Raw genomic sequence first — 14,571 nt, 5'->3', positions numbered from 1 at the left:
GCCAGATGCCGCAGAAAACGTGAGCACCAAAAGCAAACGGGCGACCAGAGCCGCCCGTCTTCCAATCCGCCGCAAGGACGCCGTCTCAGGCGCTCCACATTAGTTTTCGCAGTCTGGATCGTCGAACTGGCACCGAACAAACGGCGCCGGGCGCGCACCTTCGTAGATGCCGTCATCGCTCTGGCGAACGCGTACGCCGTCACTGCGACGTTCCCACTCGCTGCGCTCTTCACGCACCGTCCGCTCGCGGTTCCATTCGCCTTCCCGGCGGCGCCACTCCTCTTCACGCTGGCCGGTTTCCCAATCGCGCTGATCGCGGCGACGATCGCCCTCCCAGTCGCGACGGTCCCGTCGGTCGTCGACCCAATCCGGTCCCCGGCGCCAGCGATCGCGCTCACGGTAGAAGTCGCGGCCACGGTAGTTGCGGTCCCAGTAGTTGTCGAACTGGAAGACGACCGTTGGAATTCCGAGCGGGCGATAGTAGCGGGGCTCGACGTAAACGCGATTGCGGCGATAGTCGGCCTGGACGTAACGCCCGGCAACCCAGCCACGCCCACCGTAGAACGAGACGTCGCACCACGGCAGATCCGCAAGGCATCCGTGGATTTCCACCGATTCGCCGACCGGGATCATCGATACCGCCGGATAGCGGGTGCTCGGACCGGAGCGCATGTTGACATTGGCAGTGGCAAAGCCTTCGGCAGCCTCGGCGACAACCGGGGCCGCGAGGAGCGCGCAGACCGCCGCTGCGCGCAGGATAAATTTCTTCACAGTTCCATATCTCCCATGGAGAGGCCCCTCTTCACTTGACCTCCAAACGTCGGCGGGCGTCCGGAGCCCTTGACCGTCGCCGCGATAACTCGTGACCGCATGTGGATTTTTTATGGCTGATACCGCGGATGTCCCCGAGAAATGCGGGGCCAGCGGAGCAATCCGTCGACGCCGTCGCACGCCACGCATGTGCCGCAAGCCTGAATAAAGCTCCAACATCCATAGTTAACAGTGCGCTAACGCTTTTCTTCTAATTTTTGCGACGTGTGCCTTTCCGGATCACCGGAAAAGGCGATCATGTTTTGCGTGCAGGGAATTACCGTGACGGATCGCTTTCGTGAGTTGGAAAGGCCACAGACTGGCCGCTTGAAGGACGTTGTCCTGATGGCGACGGTTACCGGTTTCGAAAGCCTGCGCATCCCCCGCAAATCCGACATGAAGCAGTTTGCCGAACTGTTCGAGCCGCTCTTCCTCGGCTCCAGCAACGAAGCCCGCCGTCAGGCGGCAGCCGCCCTTTCCCAGTGCCCGCAGATCCCGGAGCCGGTCGCCGCGCTGATCGGCGGCATGCCGATTTCGATTGCTGCGATCTTTCTGACGCGCTCGAAAGCCATTGGCGACCGCACCCTCATCGCCGTCATCCGCGAGCGCGGATCGGAGCATGCCGCAGCGATCGCGCGGCGCCCCAACCTCTCCCCCCTTGTCGTCGACGCCCTGGTCGAGCACCATAATCCACCCGGGCTCGCCGCGCGCAGTAGCAGCGGAGCGAAGCACGCGGAGGCGGAACAGCCACATCCGGAGCCGGAAGCCGCGTCCTTGCGGACTGCCCGCGAAGAAGCGCTCAGGCACGAGATCAAGACTCTGGCACGAGCGGGGTCACACCCTCCGGCGCCCACCGCCTCTTCCGAGGCAATCAATGACGTGCATGCCGCGCTGCTTGTGCGCTTTGCCCGCAGCGGCGAGATCATCCTGTTTTCGCGCGTCCTCGGCCAGGCGCTTGGCACCAGGGACACCCAAGTCGAACGCATCCTGCTCGACATTTCCGGGCAGCGGCTCGCGACGAGCCTCGTTGCGCTCGATGTCCCTGCGACCGATGCCGGTTTCGTACTTCAAGCCTTGTATCCGCATCTGCGCGAGCCCTTCGGCGAGACGAGCCATGCGCAAGCATTGATCGGCGCCATGAACCGTACCGCCTGCCGCGAACAACTGGATGGCTGGTTCGAGGCGGAGGCCGAAGAAGCCACTCCAACGGCGAGGCACGAAGCCTACTTCGCCGAAAATCCGGCCAATGATGCGCGCCAAATCAGCCCTCGCAGGATTGCAGCGGCCGCCGGTAACGTGCCGCCACAGCGGCTTTTCGGGCGGCGACGCGGCTAGACGCAGAAATCTGACATCATGCGCGTCGCCTTGGCGCTGCATGCTCCGGTGTCGAGTGCATGCCGGGGCAACAGCTGACCTGCAGACGGATCCGCCGGTTCCCCGCCGGTGTTCTAGAAGAGCTGTTTCATCGCGTCGATGATCCAACTCCACTCGCGGCCGGTCGGTGTCTGCGGCCCTTCCGCTGCAGAACGGCCATCAGTTCCTGGTACCGGGCAGAACGGGCGTGGTGTCTGCGATACTGCTCGAGTTGCCAATCCAGGAATTCCTTGTCCGGAGCCCGCTCATCGCCTTTGCCGAGCGCGTCAACCAGTCGGTGGCGATCTCCCGACCCACGGCCGACTGGGCCCCCAAGCCATCTTCGATCGCAGCCCGCACCCGTGCGAAGGTCGCATCAGCTGCCTCGGCATAGGCGGCGGGATCGAATTCTTCTGTCCATAGGTGGACATGTGGGCGCGCATTTCGGCCGCATAGGTCTTGTCGGACAACATATCCATCAGCTCAACCCACGCGTCGATCTGATCCGGGGTCGGATCGTCAGGAAGATCCGGCGTGCCGGCATCCATCATTTTCTTCTTCCACTTCACATCCACCGGTGCGCCACCGGCAACGTCGTCATAGAAGCGTTCGAGTGCGTTCCGAAATTCCGTCTTTGAAAGCCTGGTCACGGTCCATAACCTCCTGAGGTCCGCTGGGGATGGTTCACGGAGTTTCAAAGCCATTCGCAAGGCTGCGGCGATCCGGCGCTTTGACCGGATTTCGGTTTCGAGCGTTCGAAGTCTCAACGCCAGGACATCGCCAAACGATGCCCCGTTGGTCAGGATCTTTCGGATCTCCGCGAGGCTCACGCCCGCTTCACGCAGAGCAAGAACGAGATCCAGCCGGGCAAGATCCGCCCCGGAATACATCCGGTAGCCGCTCTCCGTCCGTGCGGAAGGCAACAGTCCCTTGTCCGAATAAAACCGAAGCCTCCTGACCGGGATTCCGCCCATCTGCGAGAGTTCGCCTATCGAGTAGATTTGATCGTCCATGAGCGCGTCCTACGGCCCCCACCAAGTGGAGAGTCAAGCGGGTCCACGTGATCGGCAAGACGGTGTCAGGGCCGGCTTGCGCTATCCTCCGGGACCACCTCGAACAGATCGGCATGGTCGTCCAGCTCGATCTCCACGATCCAGCAATCCGGGTCGAACCGGATCTCGCTTGCAAGCGCCGCATCAACCCGTTCGGCGTCGCTGTCGCGCAGTCTCACTTCGAACTTGCGGCCGAGATCGACTTCGTCGGAGAAGAAATTCTGCGGCGCCGGGGCAAAGAGCGTCTCGGTACCGAGCCGCGTCCGCTGGCGGATGAAAATCGCACCGGCGTCCTCCGCTCCCTTGCGCAACACGGCCGCATAGCCGCCGAGCGAAAACGCGCGGCGCAAGAGGGACGACACGAAGATATGAGACTTGAGACGCATGGAAGGCTGATACACGCGCTGGACGGCGCAGGCAAATCGGCGACGCCCTCAAACCCCGCCAGCGATCAGAGCGCGCCGATTTCCTTGAGCTTTTTCAAGACCTGGGGATTCGGCTCGCCGGTCTGCGGCAGGCGGTAGTGTTTCTCGAAATGGCGGATCGCCGCCCGCGTCTGCTCTCCGGCGACGCCGTCGATTGCGACATCCGCGTAGGCGAGGTTGCTCAGCCCCTTCTGGATGTTCAGCACCAGGTCGCTCGAAACCGGGATTTCGGCAGGCGGAATGAAATTGTTGTCCTTCTCGGAGGAACGAATGGCCGCAGCGACCGGATCGATCTCCACACCGCTGCCCTTTGCCTCGGCAAGCGGCCTTCCCGCCGGCATGACCTGAGCGGCCTTATCGCCTGGTGCTGCCCGAAGCGCCTGCAGCAACTCGGTGCTGGCCGAGCCTGTTTCGGCGCGACCAGCCTGTGCTTCGAAGCGCAAGATGGCAGCCGCCGTCCTCGGGCCGCTACGCCCGTCCGGCGCGCCGTCATAAAGGCCGACGCGGTTCAGTTCCTTCTGGATGTCGGCAACGAGCTTCGAGGTCGCGTTACCGGGCACGCTTGCCACGCGCTCAGGCGACGGCTTTTCCGTGGGAAGATCCGCGGAAGCCGCGGCGATCACATCCTCGACATTGTCCGCCTTGGCCTCGCCTTCGCGCTCGATGACGAAGGTGGTCACATTGCGCTGCTCGATCTCTTCGCCCTTGGCGATGGCGATCCGCTGCGCCGTTTCGGCGCTGACGAGCGGCACACGGGTGCGCATGAGCGGCGACGGGTGCACCCCGTGCTGGTACCACATGGCGTTAGCCGCAACGAAGGAGAACACGACCACGAAGGCAGCGGAGCCGCCGGAGACCAGGGGATGGCGCGCCATCAGGCGGCCGGCAAGTCCAACACCCTGTCCGGCAAGTGCCAGCCCGCGCACGGCCAAGCCAGGCGCACGCTGCGCGGCCTTTTTCCGTTCAGGCTGTTTTCGCTTGCGCGGCGCCATATCCCCGTTCCTCGTTCAAACCAACGTCCTCGGACCGCCCTCCTTCGGCGGCCGGCCTCGTTTCTCCGTCGCGCAGGCGCGGCGGGAATTCCACCGTCACCGGCGAACGCTGCTCCTCCTGCTCGGCAATGGCAATGCCAGAACCGTCGCGCGGTATCGTCACGACGATGACAGTCCCCTCGCCCTCGCGGCTGCGAATCGTGAGGTCGCCACCATGAAGCGCAACGAGGCCCTTGACCAGCGAAAGGCCGAGACCCGTGCCTTCGTAGCGGCGGGTATAGTCGTTCTGGATCTGGACAAAAGGTTGACCGAGAAGCTCCAGCTTGTCGGCGGCGATACCGATGCCGGTGTCGCTGACCGAAAGCTTCAGCATCGCACCATCCACTTCGGCGTCGATCGTCACGACACCGCCGTGATCGGTGAACTTCACGGCGTTTCCGACCAGATTGATGAGAACCTGCTGGAACGCGCGCTGGTCGGCATTGACTTCGCCTATACCGCGGGTGACGCGGCTGACGAGCTTGACGCCCTTTTCCGCGGCCTGGTGCGACAGCATCGCTTCGCAGGCGGCAACCGCCTCGGCGACGCGGAAAGGCTCGGGCATGAGCTCGTAACGGCCCGCCTCGATCTTGCTCATGTCGAGCATGGTGTTGACGACGGAGAGCAGATGTTCGCCCGACTTGTGGATGAGCCCCACATATTCGCGCTGGCGATCGTTCTCGAGCTTGCCGAAATACTCGCCGGCCAGCACGTCGGAAAAACCGAGGATGGCATTGAGTGGCGTGCGCAACTCGTGGCTGACGGCGGCGAGGAAACGGGTCTTGGCGTCGTTCGCGGACTCGGCTTCGGCCGTCCGGGCCGCCGCCTCGGCGCGCAGGCCTGCTTCCTGAGAGACATCGCGCGACTGCGCAAGGATTGCCGTCAAGTTGCCGTCACGATCACGCAGCGGCGCCAGTTCGCAGGACATGTATACGAACTGTTCGCCTTCGATCGGCAAGGTCCGCCGTTCGATGCGGATATCGACCGTCGCCCGGTCGCCGCCCTGGCGAAGGATGTCGATCGCGCTCAGGAACGTAATACGGTCGGAGACATGAATCTGCTCGATGAAACCGCGGCCCGCCGGATCGCGCATCAGCGTCAGGTGCTCGGCCGCATCGCGCCCATGCACGGAAAGAACATTGCCGCGCAGGTCATGCACGGTGACGAGGCCTGCAAACAGATCATAGGCTGCCGAGAGGTCCGGGAGAACGGGATCGGCCGGAATCGACGCCGCAGCTTCCGGCGCTCGTCCGCGCGCGATCGCAACGGCTGCCGCCAATAGCGAAGCGGAAGCCCAAAGCGCCGTGCCGAGCGGCAGGGCCGAGGACACCGGCATGGCGAGCGACAGGGCGAGCGGCGCCACCGGCAGCGTTGTCAAAGACATGGCAGCAACAGTACGCAGCCGTTTCGTATCGCGGCGTCCGGCGAGCGAAGAAGCCTCACGACGGGGCAGCCACAGGGCCGCGATCTCGTCCACGCGGGACGCCCATCTGCCAGCCATGTTACGCAATACGCTCACGCTTTACCCTGCTAAATTTGTTGTTCTTGCGAGGCTGGCGCACCCGATTTTCCCTAATTGAAAACCGCGATTCAGACCGCCTCGTGACATGTCGGAATCTCGCATCCCCGGCTTAATGAAAGAATAAACGCGCCCGTGCCGGAACGGTGCGAAACCGCCGAAAAATCCCGATTTGGAGCAAATCGAGCGACCTTCATTTCTTGTGGTTAACGGGGCGTAAGCAACGGATTTCTGTGCATTTTCTGGACGGCGTTAACGATTGTGGCGCGCCTGCCGGCACGCCACCGCCGACGCTTCCGGGCTTCGCACACAGGGCCCTGCCACGAACCTTAACGGCGAAAGCTAAAATGCGACACAAATGCGCGGCAAAGCACGCGACGACGGCATTTCATTAAAATTTGAAGCAAATGCCGGTCGATTTTGAAAAGCCGTCTTGTGATTCCCACCCTAGTGTCGGTGTCAACGAAGGGCCGGACGCTGCATTGAAAGCGGCAGGTTCCCTAAGGAAACGACGGCAGCGTGAACGGGTATCAGGGGATACGACGACGCTGCGGGATGCCGAAGGCACAAAAGCCGGCTAGAAGACTGGTGAGCTCAGGCAGCTGAACGAAGGATGGGCAGAACATGTGGTTTCTCATCAAGGCGACATTCTGGTTTTCGCTGGTGCTGGTGCTGCTGCCATTCCTCGATCCGTCGAGCTCGCAGAAGCTTGAACACGCTCCCAAGGTCGAGCTTGGTGACACCTTCGCCGCCGCCAATGAGGCTTTCCAATACATCAGCGCCATCTGCATCCAGAAGCCTGACATTTGCGAGAAGGGCGCGGAGACCTTCGTCGCCCTCGGCCACCGGGCTCGCGAAGGCGCTCGTATCGCCTATGAGTTCCTGGATACCCAGTTTGCCGAAACCGATCAGCCCGATGCCAAGGTGATGACCGGCACGGTCACACCGGTAATGACCGGCACGGTCAAGCCGGCGGCCGATCTGGCAGCCCCGGCCACCGAGGTCAGCACCATCGATGCAGAGCCTGTCTTCAAGCGCACGCCCGTTCCGGAAAAGCGCCTCGATCCCAAGGCCGCGATCATCCAGTAACCAAGCCGAGCGCTCGGTCGAGACCGACGGGTCGACCATCCACCCCATTCGCAACTTAACTGCCTGACTTGCCGCCCTGTCGTGGCCGCCGCGTGGATCCCATCCCCTCGCGGCGTTTTCTTTTTTGCGCAACTGCTGATCGATTGAGAGCCAGCCACACACAAGCCGTGGCTGCTTAGGTCCGCCGCACGGCAAGCGGAGGCACCCCAATGCAGATCTACGGGCTTTTTTCGAATGCGGGCGTGACGCGACCGACGACACCCGGCGCGTCACCCGCCAGCGAACCCGTCGAAGGCAAGAGCCCGGCATCAGCCGCATTGCTCCTTGGCACTGACGAAGACGCTGGCAACCGCGCCGCTGCGGCGAAGAAGAAGCTTGACGACATCAAGGAGCAGCTTCGCATGCTCCGGTTCTTCGCGTCGGATCCGGAAACGCTCGCAAGGCTCGCCAAGCAACTCGCTCAGCAACTCGGCACCGCCGCCCAGCAGTTAGCCGGCGCGGACGGTAGTGCAGCGGCAAGCGGTGTTGTCTCCGCTGCGGCCGTGGCCGCCCTGGCAGATGCCGGCAGTGCGCAAACGGAAGGTGCCGTCGCCGGAAACGATGCAGCCGCTTCCCTTGAACCGGCAAACTTCGCGGAGCGCGCCTATCGTGAATTCAGCGACGACGACGCTGAGTCCGGCGCCAGCACGAAAGTGGCTGCCGAACTCAAATCGGTTGCCGAGCAGATAAAGCAGCTATTGCGAAAGGCAGAGCAGGAATTACGCAGCGAGGGATCTGCCCCTGACGCCGATGATGCACGTGCGGCCGGCCATGCTTTGTCGGCGGCCGTGGGCAAGCTCGGTGGGATCGACACGAGCGCCGGGAATGCCTTCACCTTCCCGTCAAGCGTTTCGATCTGACCGAGCCACCGAAATGCTGCCGACCTCCAGGAGAACCGCATTTGACGGTTCTCAATGGGCTTGCCATCCCCTATATGAGGGCTGAAAGCCCGCATGCCTGATGGCAAAGGGGCATGGACAGGGACAAAGCTCGTTCGCGGCAAGGGCCGGCGGGCGTATAATCCCCTGAATACTGGACCCGGACCATGACGACGCTTGACCAGATCATCGACGATTTCGCCTTCCTCGACGAGTGGGAGGATCGCTATCGTTACGTGATCGAACTCGGCAAGGCGTTGCCGGAGATGCCGGAAGCCAAGCGGACGCAGGAAAACAAGGTTCAGGGCTGCGCCAGCCAGGTCTGGCTCGTCACCCAGACGGGCGGCAATCCGGAGGACCCCGTCCTGACCTTCGAAGGTGAGTCGGATGCGCATATCGTGCGCGGCCTGGTCGCGATCGTGCTTGCGATCTACTCCGGCAAACTTGCCTCGCAGATCGCCAAGATCGATGCCATCGATACCTTCGGCAAGATCGGCCTTATCGAGCACCTGTCGACGCAGCGCGCCAACGGCCTGCGTTCGATGATCCGCCGTATCAAGAACGAAGCGGAGCTGCGGCTGGCCGCCTGATACAAGGCACTCCGGAACATTGCCCCCAAAAGCGCCAACCTCGCAGGCGTTTAGCCGCCAAGGCCGGGCTTTGGGATGCTGATGTGCCAGAGCTAAGGGTTCCTCGCGGCGCACCCGGCGTCTATTTTGGCCGAAGTCCAGGCATCGAACGAAAGCTGCCTTTGGAACCCATGCGGGCTCGAGCGCGACACGGCGCAAACCGACGCCGTGCCCTGCCAGCGCCCCACACAGGCGCTAGACACCGTCTTCCGCCAGTTGGTCGACCATGCCCGATACCGCGGCGTCCTTCCAACGGCCCGTGAGAAAATCAATCAATGCCTTGGCCGACGGCCCCATGGGGCGGGATGGGCAGATACAATAGACGCCCGTTTCTCTTCCGGTCCAACGGGGCAGTATTTGAACGAGTTTGCCGGCGCGTATCGATGGCGCCATCGTCACTTCAGAATGGAAGGCGATCCCTTGACCATCAATGGCCAACTGATGGACGGCATCTCCGTTGTCCGCGCGCATCCTCCCGTGCGGCCGAAAGGACCGTTCGCCGGTCGGGCCGAACAACCGCCAAACCTCACCGTCGTGGTTCGCTGTCGACACGACGCATTCATGCCGTTTGAGCTCGTCGACCTCCGTCGGGTCACCGTGAATGGCGAGATAGGCTGGCGAGGCCACGAGAATTCGACGGTTGCGAAGGAGCTTGCGCGCGATCAACGTCGAGTCCTGGAGATTGCCGATACGAATTGCGACGGCCACTCCCTCGGCGACGAGATCGACATATCGGTCGGTCATCAGGAGGTCGAGTTGCAGTTGCGGGTAAGCAGCCATGAACGCCGACAGGTGCGGTACGACGTGAGCGCGCCCGAAGGAGACGGATACGCTGAGCTTGAGTGTGCCGGTTGGCAGATCCTGCTCATTGCGAGCCCTTTGATGCGCATGGTGAAGTTGCTGCAAGGCCGCTGCGCAGTCGCTGAAATAGCGCTGCCCCGCATCCGTCAGGGACATTGCTCTCGTCGTACGATTGATCAACAAAACACCGATCTGCCGTTCCAGCGTTTTGATGAGCCGACTGACGGAGGACGGCGTCATGTTGAGATCGAGTGCCGCCTTTGCGAAGCTGTGGTGCCTGACCACGGCGACAAAGGCCTGCACCAGATGCAACGGCGGCCCTTCCATTACTTCCCCTCCGGAATGAATGCCTGAAAAAACTAACTATTATCCTCAGGCGTAGCAATTGCGAAGAGTGGCCTTCTTCCAAAGGAGGTCCCCTTGAACTGCAACGATAACGCCGCAATATTCCACGCTCTTCATCGCCAATCGGAACCGCTGCGACTACCGAACGCGTGGGATGCAGGCAGCGCGCTCTTGATCGAGAGCCACGGTGCCCGTGCCATCGCGACGACCAGTGCCGGTGTCGCGTGGTCACATGGCTACCGCGACGGCGACGTCCTCCCCCTGGATCGGCATCTTGCAACCGTTGCGGCGATCGTCCGCGTCATCAATGTACCACTCAGCGTCGACATTGAAGCGGGCTACATCGACGAATCGAAGGAGATGGCTCTGACCACTGCCCGATTCATCCAGGCCGGCGCGATTGGATTCAACATCCAGGACGGGATCGGCACGCCGGACCTGCTCTGCCGCAAGATCGAGCAGGCCCGAGAGACGGCGGAGCGGCTCGGTATCGGGATCTACATCAACGCGCGCACCGACCTTTACACCCGAGCGGTCGCGCCCGCTCATGACCGTGTCGAGGAGGTACTTGCCCGCGCCAGACAGTACCGGGATGCGGGAGCCGACGGCCTGTTCGTACTCGGTGTGACCGACCGGACCGAGATTCGGGAGATTGCGAAGGGCACTGAGCTGCTGTTGAACGTCATTGCCTGGCCCGGATTGCCTCCCGCAGGCGAACTCTCCGCACTTGGTGTATCTCGGATCAGCGTCGGGTCATGGATCCCCCAGACGCTATGGGCGCAGACGTCGACATTGGTGGCGGGTTTCCTCGCCGACGGGCGGTCCGAGCCGCTCTATGACAGAGCGGCGCCCTATCCGGAGGTCAACGCATATTTTTGAACCGCCAACACAAAGGCCGGGCGCTGAGACCCGGCCTTTGTGATTGGATTCCTCTCCCCGCAACCGAGCAGCCGCCACTGGCTGCCCACATCTTCAGCGGGGCGTTGAGCTTACTTGCCGCGGCGCTTGCGGCGCTGGCCGAGGCCCATTTCCTTGGCGAGGCGCGAGCGTGCTTCTGCATAGGCGGGCGCGACCATCGGGTAGTCGGTCGGCAGGTCCCACTTCTCGCGATATTCTTCCGGCGACAGGTTGTGGTGGGTCATCAGGTGGCGCTTCAGCGACTTGAAGGTGCCGCCGCATTCGAGGCAGGTGATCTGATCGTCCTGGACGGACTTGCGAACCGACACGGCCGGCTTCGGCTTTTCAATGGGAATGACGACCGGTGCCGGCGCCGCGGTGTTGTTGAGCGCCGAGTGCACATCTGCGATCAGCGTGGGAAGCTCGGCGACGGGAACCACGTGATTGCTGACGTAAGCGGCAACAATTTCCGCCGTCAGTTCAACCAGAAGTTCGTGGCTCGCGCCAAGCACTGTTTCAGTCATTTCTTTCTCCTATCGGACTTCAGCACAACCCGAAACGGCGTCTCGGGGGGAGGAACGCTTGCAAGAGCCGCCAGGAAGCCTTCGCTGCCTTGGGATGGACCATCAAACGCGGCAAGGACAAACGCCGGCCACGATATCAAGAGTAGGAATTTTGATTACGAAACCTGCTGCCGAGTCACCGGGACGACCGAACTCTCAAAGCAACAACCAACATTCACAACTCAAGCTGGAATTTCAGATCAAAGTATTTTCCACGACGACACTTTACAATTACTCGATTAACATCGATGCGTGAAATGTCCAAACATAAATTTGACGACACTTAGCAACTTTATCTCCAAATTGCTAAAATGGCCACACTGCATCGCAAAGTTCTGAAATACAGTTTCAGAAATGTTGTCGATCAGCGATGACGTCGCTCTTCCTTTTGCGGAAGCTGATCTACGACTGACAGCTTGGTAAGTTTGTATCCGGCCTGATGTGCGGCTTTTGCCAAGAGATGAGCCGAGATTGGTGCAGTCAGAACGAAGAAGAAGAAACCCGCAAGCGCCCGAATCAGTATTGCCGCGTCGACAGAATGAACGCCCGCCGCCAGCAGCAACAGGCCAGAACCTATGGTGCCGGCCTTGGACGCCGCATGCATACGCGTATAGAGATCGGGAAAACGCAAGATGCCAACTGCCGCAAGCAGCGAAAAGATCGCGCCGACGATCAAAAGAGCGGCAACCAACACGGCAACGACCATCTCAAGGGCGGGGGTCAACGGCGCGCTCCCTTGTGCTTGCGACGTACCGCATTGGATCTTGGTGCAGACGCGTGCTTTGCTTCAGGCGGGCTCCGCTCAACGCTGGCTGTCTCCGGCGAAAGCCCGCGGGCCAGAATGAAGCGAGCAAAGGCAACGGTCGCGAGAAAGCCGACCAGGCCAAGGGCGATGGCAATATCGATGTAGAGATTGAAACCGGTGCGGATCGCGACGACGGCAATCAGGCCGATGGCGATCGCCACCAGCATGTCGAGGCCGAGTACGCGGTCCGGCAATGTCGGGCCGCGGATGATGCGCCAGACAGTAATCAGCAGGGCGACTGACAGCGCGATAAGTGCGAAGCCCGTAGCGAGCGCTTCGATCTGGTCTGGCAGGCTCATTCGAAAGCCTCCTTTATCCGCCGTTCAAAGCCATTGGCGATATCGCGCCTGAGGCCGCCCGGATCGGCGCAATCGAGCGCATGGACATAGAGCGTGCGGCGGTCGTCGGATACGTCGACCGACAGGGTCCCAGGCGTCAGCGTGATGAGATTGGCGAGCAACGCGATCTCGAAATCGCTCTTGACCGTCAGGGGATAGGCAAAGATGCCGGGCTTCAGCTTCATCTTCGGCTGGATGACCATGAGCGCGACCTTGGTGGCCGAAATAGCCAACTCCTTGAAAAACAAGGCCGTAAGAAGGAAGAGCTTGAGCGGACGCACCGGATAGGTGACAGGCTGGAGTTCGCGTCGGATCAGCCATAGCGACAGCGCTCCGACGACGAAGCCGAGGATCAGATTGGCCGGCGAAAAACTGGCACTGATCGCGCCCCAGATTGCCGTGAACACCAGGTTGATGGTGAAGAACTTGGTCACGGGGCACCTCCCGGGAACACCGAGTTCAAATAGGCCGAGGGCTCGGAAAGCCCGGCAGCAGCACTTTGAATGGTCGCAAGCAGCGACTCCGGGTAGAGACCGATCGCCAGGACCAGGAAGACCAGGACGGTGAGCGGCAGCAGCGCCGCCGGCGAGATCGTCGCGGACGCCGTCGCGCCGTCCCCGGCCGTCGCATCACGCCAATAGGCCAGCAGGAAGAAACGCCCGGTGACAATGGTCGTCAGGAAACCGGTGAGAAGCAGCGCTGCGGCCAGCCACCAGGCGCCGATGTCGAGCGCCGCCTTGACCAGCATGACCTTTGGCCAGAAGCCGGAGAATGGCGGCAGACCGGAAACGGCGAAGGCGAGCATGAGCGTCAGCGCGGCAAATCCGGCGTGGCGGCGATAAAGGCCCGCCAGCGACGAAAGCGAAAAGCTGCCGCCGAGCTTGGCCGCAACGCCCGACGCGAAGTAAAGCGCGGTCATCACGAGCATCGAATGCAGCGCGTAGAAAATCGCACCGCCAATGCCACCCGGCCCGCCGACGGCAACACCGGCGAGGATCGAGCCGATGCCGGAGACCACGAGATAGCCGAGCATGCGGCGGAAATCCGATTGCGCCAGCGCCCCGAAGGCACCGACGAGCATGGTGAGTGCGCCGGCAAGAGCAATGAGGAAGCTCAGTTCCTCGCGCTGGACAGGCAGCAGCATGACAGTGACGCGGATCAGCGCGTAGATCCCGACCTTGGTGAGCAGGCCGGCGAAAAGCGCCGAGACCACCACACGCGGCGTATGATAGGAGGCCGGCAGCCAGAAATTGACCGGGAAGGCCGCGGCCTTCATGCCGAAGGCCAGCACGAAGAGCGCCGTCAGCGTCATCAGCGGCGCCGTTCCGCCGAGGCCCTCTGCCTTGCGGGCGATATCGGCCATGTTGAGCGTGCCGAAGCTCGCATAGAGATAGCCTGTTGTGATCAGGAACAGCGTGGTCGCGACCAGATTGAGGAAGCCGTATTTCACCGCGCCGTCGATCTGCTCGCGCTCGGAGCCGAGCACAATCAGGCCGAAGGACGAGATCAGCAGCACCTCGAACCAGACGTAGAGGTTGAAGATGTCGCCTGTCAGAAATGCGCCTGAAACGCCGGCCATCAGCAGCATCAGGAACGGATAGAAGCCGTAGCGCCTGCCACTGTCGTTGATATCGGAGAGCGAATAGACCCCGCCAGCCAGCGCCACCACCGAGGCCGTCAGCGCAAAGAGCGCACCGGTCAGGTCGACGGTGAAGGCAATGCCGAAGGGCGGCAGCCAGCGCCCCATGACCATCGTTACCGGGCCGCTTGCAAGCACGTGGCGAAGCAGCAGAACGTCGATGATAACGAGGCCGGTAAGGCCGAGGACCGCGATGTAAGGGTGCCAGTCGATCTTTCGACGCAGCATGACCAGCAGCGCGCCGATCGCCAGGCACCAGGCAACCGGCAGGATCACCAGCCAATCGGCAGAGGCGACCGGCTCGAGAACGAGGGCGGCGGAAAGATCTGCGGGGGAAGAAGTTGAAGCGGCCATGGGT

At 62.1% G+C, this 14,571-nt stretch carries 16 protein-coding genes; 5 read left to right on the top strand and 11 right to left on the bottom strand.

The window, feature by feature from the left end; all coding sequences use genetic code 11:
• Nucleotides 1-99 precede the first annotated feature (99 nt).
• Complete coding sequence (locus tag PWG15_RS03560; protein WP_275023129.1) at nt 100-771, bottom strand: SH3 domain-containing protein; 672 nt, start codon at nt 769-771, stop codon at nt 100-102.
• A 297-nt stretch (nt 772-1,068) separates the two neighbouring features.
• On the opposite strand from PWG15_RS03560, the gene PWG15_RS03555 reads away from it, so the two are divergent.
• Nucleotides 1,069-2,145, top strand: coding sequence for a DUF2336 domain-containing protein (locus PWG15_RS03555; protein ID WP_275023128.1), 1,077 nt, complete (start codon nt 1,069-1,071; stop codon nt 2,143-2,145).
• 305 nt (nt 2,146-2,450) lie between these two features.
• Here the strand turns inward: PWG15_RS03555 and PWG15_RS03550 are convergent, their stop codons facing one another.
• The 4 genes from PWG15_RS03550 to PWG15_RS03535 form a co-directional block, all read right to left on the bottom strand.
• A complete protein-coding gene (locus PWG15_RS03550; RefSeq protein ID WP_275023127.1) occupies nt 2,451-3,176 on the bottom strand; it encodes a MerR family transcriptional regulator in 726 nt (241 codons plus the stop codon).
• 65 nt (nt 3,177-3,241) lie between these two features.
• Nucleotides 3,242-3,601 (bottom strand): DUF1491 family protein, encoded by a 360-nt coding sequence (locus tag PWG15_RS03545; protein ID WP_275023126.1) that lies wholly within the window; start codon nt 3,599-3,601, stop codon nt 3,242-3,244.
• A 65-nt stretch (nt 3,602-3,666) separates the two neighbouring features.
• Nucleotides 3,667-4,632, bottom strand: coding sequence for a peptidoglycan-binding domain-containing protein (locus tag PWG15_RS03540; protein ID WP_275023125.1), 966 nt, complete (start codon nt 4,630-4,632; stop codon nt 3,667-3,669).
• Nucleotides 4,604-6,172 (bottom strand): sensor histidine kinase, encoded by a 1,569-nt coding sequence (locus PWG15_RS03535; RefSeq protein ID WP_275024347.1) that lies wholly within the window; start codon nt 6,170-6,172, stop codon nt 4,604-4,606. Before PWG15_RS03535 ends, PWG15_RS03540 begins: the two co-directional genes overlap by 29 nt.
• Nucleotides 6,173-6,814: 642 nt before the next feature.
• Between PWG15_RS03535 and PWG15_RS03530 the strand changes: the two genes are divergently transcribed.
• From PWG15_RS03530 to PWG15_RS03520, 3 genes are all read left to right on the top strand, one after another.
• Entirely contained in the window at nt 6,815-7,279 is a 465-nt protein-coding gene (locus PWG15_RS03530) for a DUF5330 domain-containing protein (RefSeq protein ID WP_275023124.1), read from the top strand.
• 209 nt (nt 7,280-7,488) lie between these two features.
• On the top strand, nt 7,489-8,178 hold the full coding sequence (locus tag PWG15_RS03525) for a peptidylprolyl isomerase (RefSeq protein WP_275023123.1): 690 nt from the start codon (nt 7,489-7,491) through the stop codon (nt 8,176-8,178).
• A gap of 185 nt (nt 8,179-8,363) precedes the next feature.
• Nucleotides 8,364-8,786, top strand: coding sequence for a SufE family protein (locus PWG15_RS03520; protein WP_275023122.1), 423 nt, complete (start codon nt 8,364-8,366; stop codon nt 8,784-8,786).
• A gap of 234 nt (nt 8,787-9,020) precedes the next feature.
• Here PWG15_RS03520 and PWG15_RS03515 read toward each other — a convergent pair whose 3' ends face one another.
• Nucleotides 9,021-9,953: a LysR family transcriptional regulator gene (locus PWG15_RS03515; protein ID WP_275023121.1), complete on the bottom strand. Its 933-nt coding sequence runs from the start codon at nt 9,951-9,953 to the stop codon at nt 9,021-9,023.
• Between the two features lie 93 nt (nt 9,954-10,046).
• Between PWG15_RS03515 and PWG15_RS03510 the strand changes: the two genes are divergently transcribed.
• On the top strand, nt 10,047-10,850 hold the full coding sequence (locus tag PWG15_RS03510) for an isocitrate lyase/PEP mutase family protein (RefSeq protein WP_275023120.1): 804 nt from the start codon (nt 10,047-10,049) through the stop codon (nt 10,848-10,850).
• 110 nt (nt 10,851-10,960) lie between these two features.
• Here the strand turns inward: PWG15_RS03510 and mucR are convergent, their stop codons facing one another.
• The 5 genes from mucR to PWG15_RS03485 all read right to left on the bottom strand — a co-directional run bounded on the left by mucR (nt 10,961) and on the right by PWG15_RS03485 (nt 14,567).
• Nucleotides 10,961-11,392, bottom strand: coding sequence for an exopolysaccharide biosynthesis transcriptional regulator MucR (mucR, locus tag PWG15_RS03505; protein WP_275023119.1), 432 nt, complete (start codon nt 11,390-11,392; stop codon nt 10,961-10,963).
• A 403-nt stretch (nt 11,393-11,795) separates the two neighbouring features.
• Nucleotides 11,796-12,137, bottom strand: coding sequence for a monovalent cation/H(+) antiporter subunit G (gene mnhG / locus PWG15_RS03500; protein ID WP_275024346.1), 342 nt, complete (start codon nt 12,135-12,137; stop codon nt 11,796-11,798).
• Between the two features lie 14 nt (nt 12,138-12,151).
• The gene (locus PWG15_RS03495) at nt 12,152-12,535 is read right to left on the bottom strand and encodes a cation:proton antiporter (RefSeq protein ID WP_275023118.1); all 384 of its coding nucleotides are present in this window, start codon (nt 12,533-12,535) and stop codon (nt 12,152-12,154) included.
• Nucleotides 12,532-13,008 carry a Na+/H+ antiporter subunit E gene (locus tag PWG15_RS03490; RefSeq protein ID WP_275023117.1) on the bottom strand — a complete coding sequence of 159 codons (477 nt, stop codon included), beginning with the start codon at nt 13,006-13,008 and terminating at the stop codon, nt 12,532-12,534. Before PWG15_RS03490 ends, PWG15_RS03495 begins: the two co-directional genes overlap by 4 nt.
• Nucleotides 13,005-14,567: a Na+/H+ antiporter subunit D gene (locus tag PWG15_RS03485; protein ID WP_275023116.1), complete on the bottom strand. Its 1,563-nt coding sequence runs from the start codon at nt 14,565-14,567 to the stop codon at nt 13,005-13,007. Before PWG15_RS03485 ends, PWG15_RS03490 begins: the two co-directional genes overlap by 4 nt.
• Nucleotides 14,568-14,571 lie beyond the last annotated feature (4 nt).

Origin of the sequence: Ensifer adhaerens, from assembly GCF_028993555.1 — a bacterium.
GTDB lineage: Bacteria > Pseudomonadota > Alphaproteobacteria > Rhizobiales > Rhizobiaceae > Ensifer > Ensifer adhaerens_I.
Note: the sequence above shows the minus strand (reverse complement) of the source record. Positions and strands in the feature narration are given on the sequence as shown.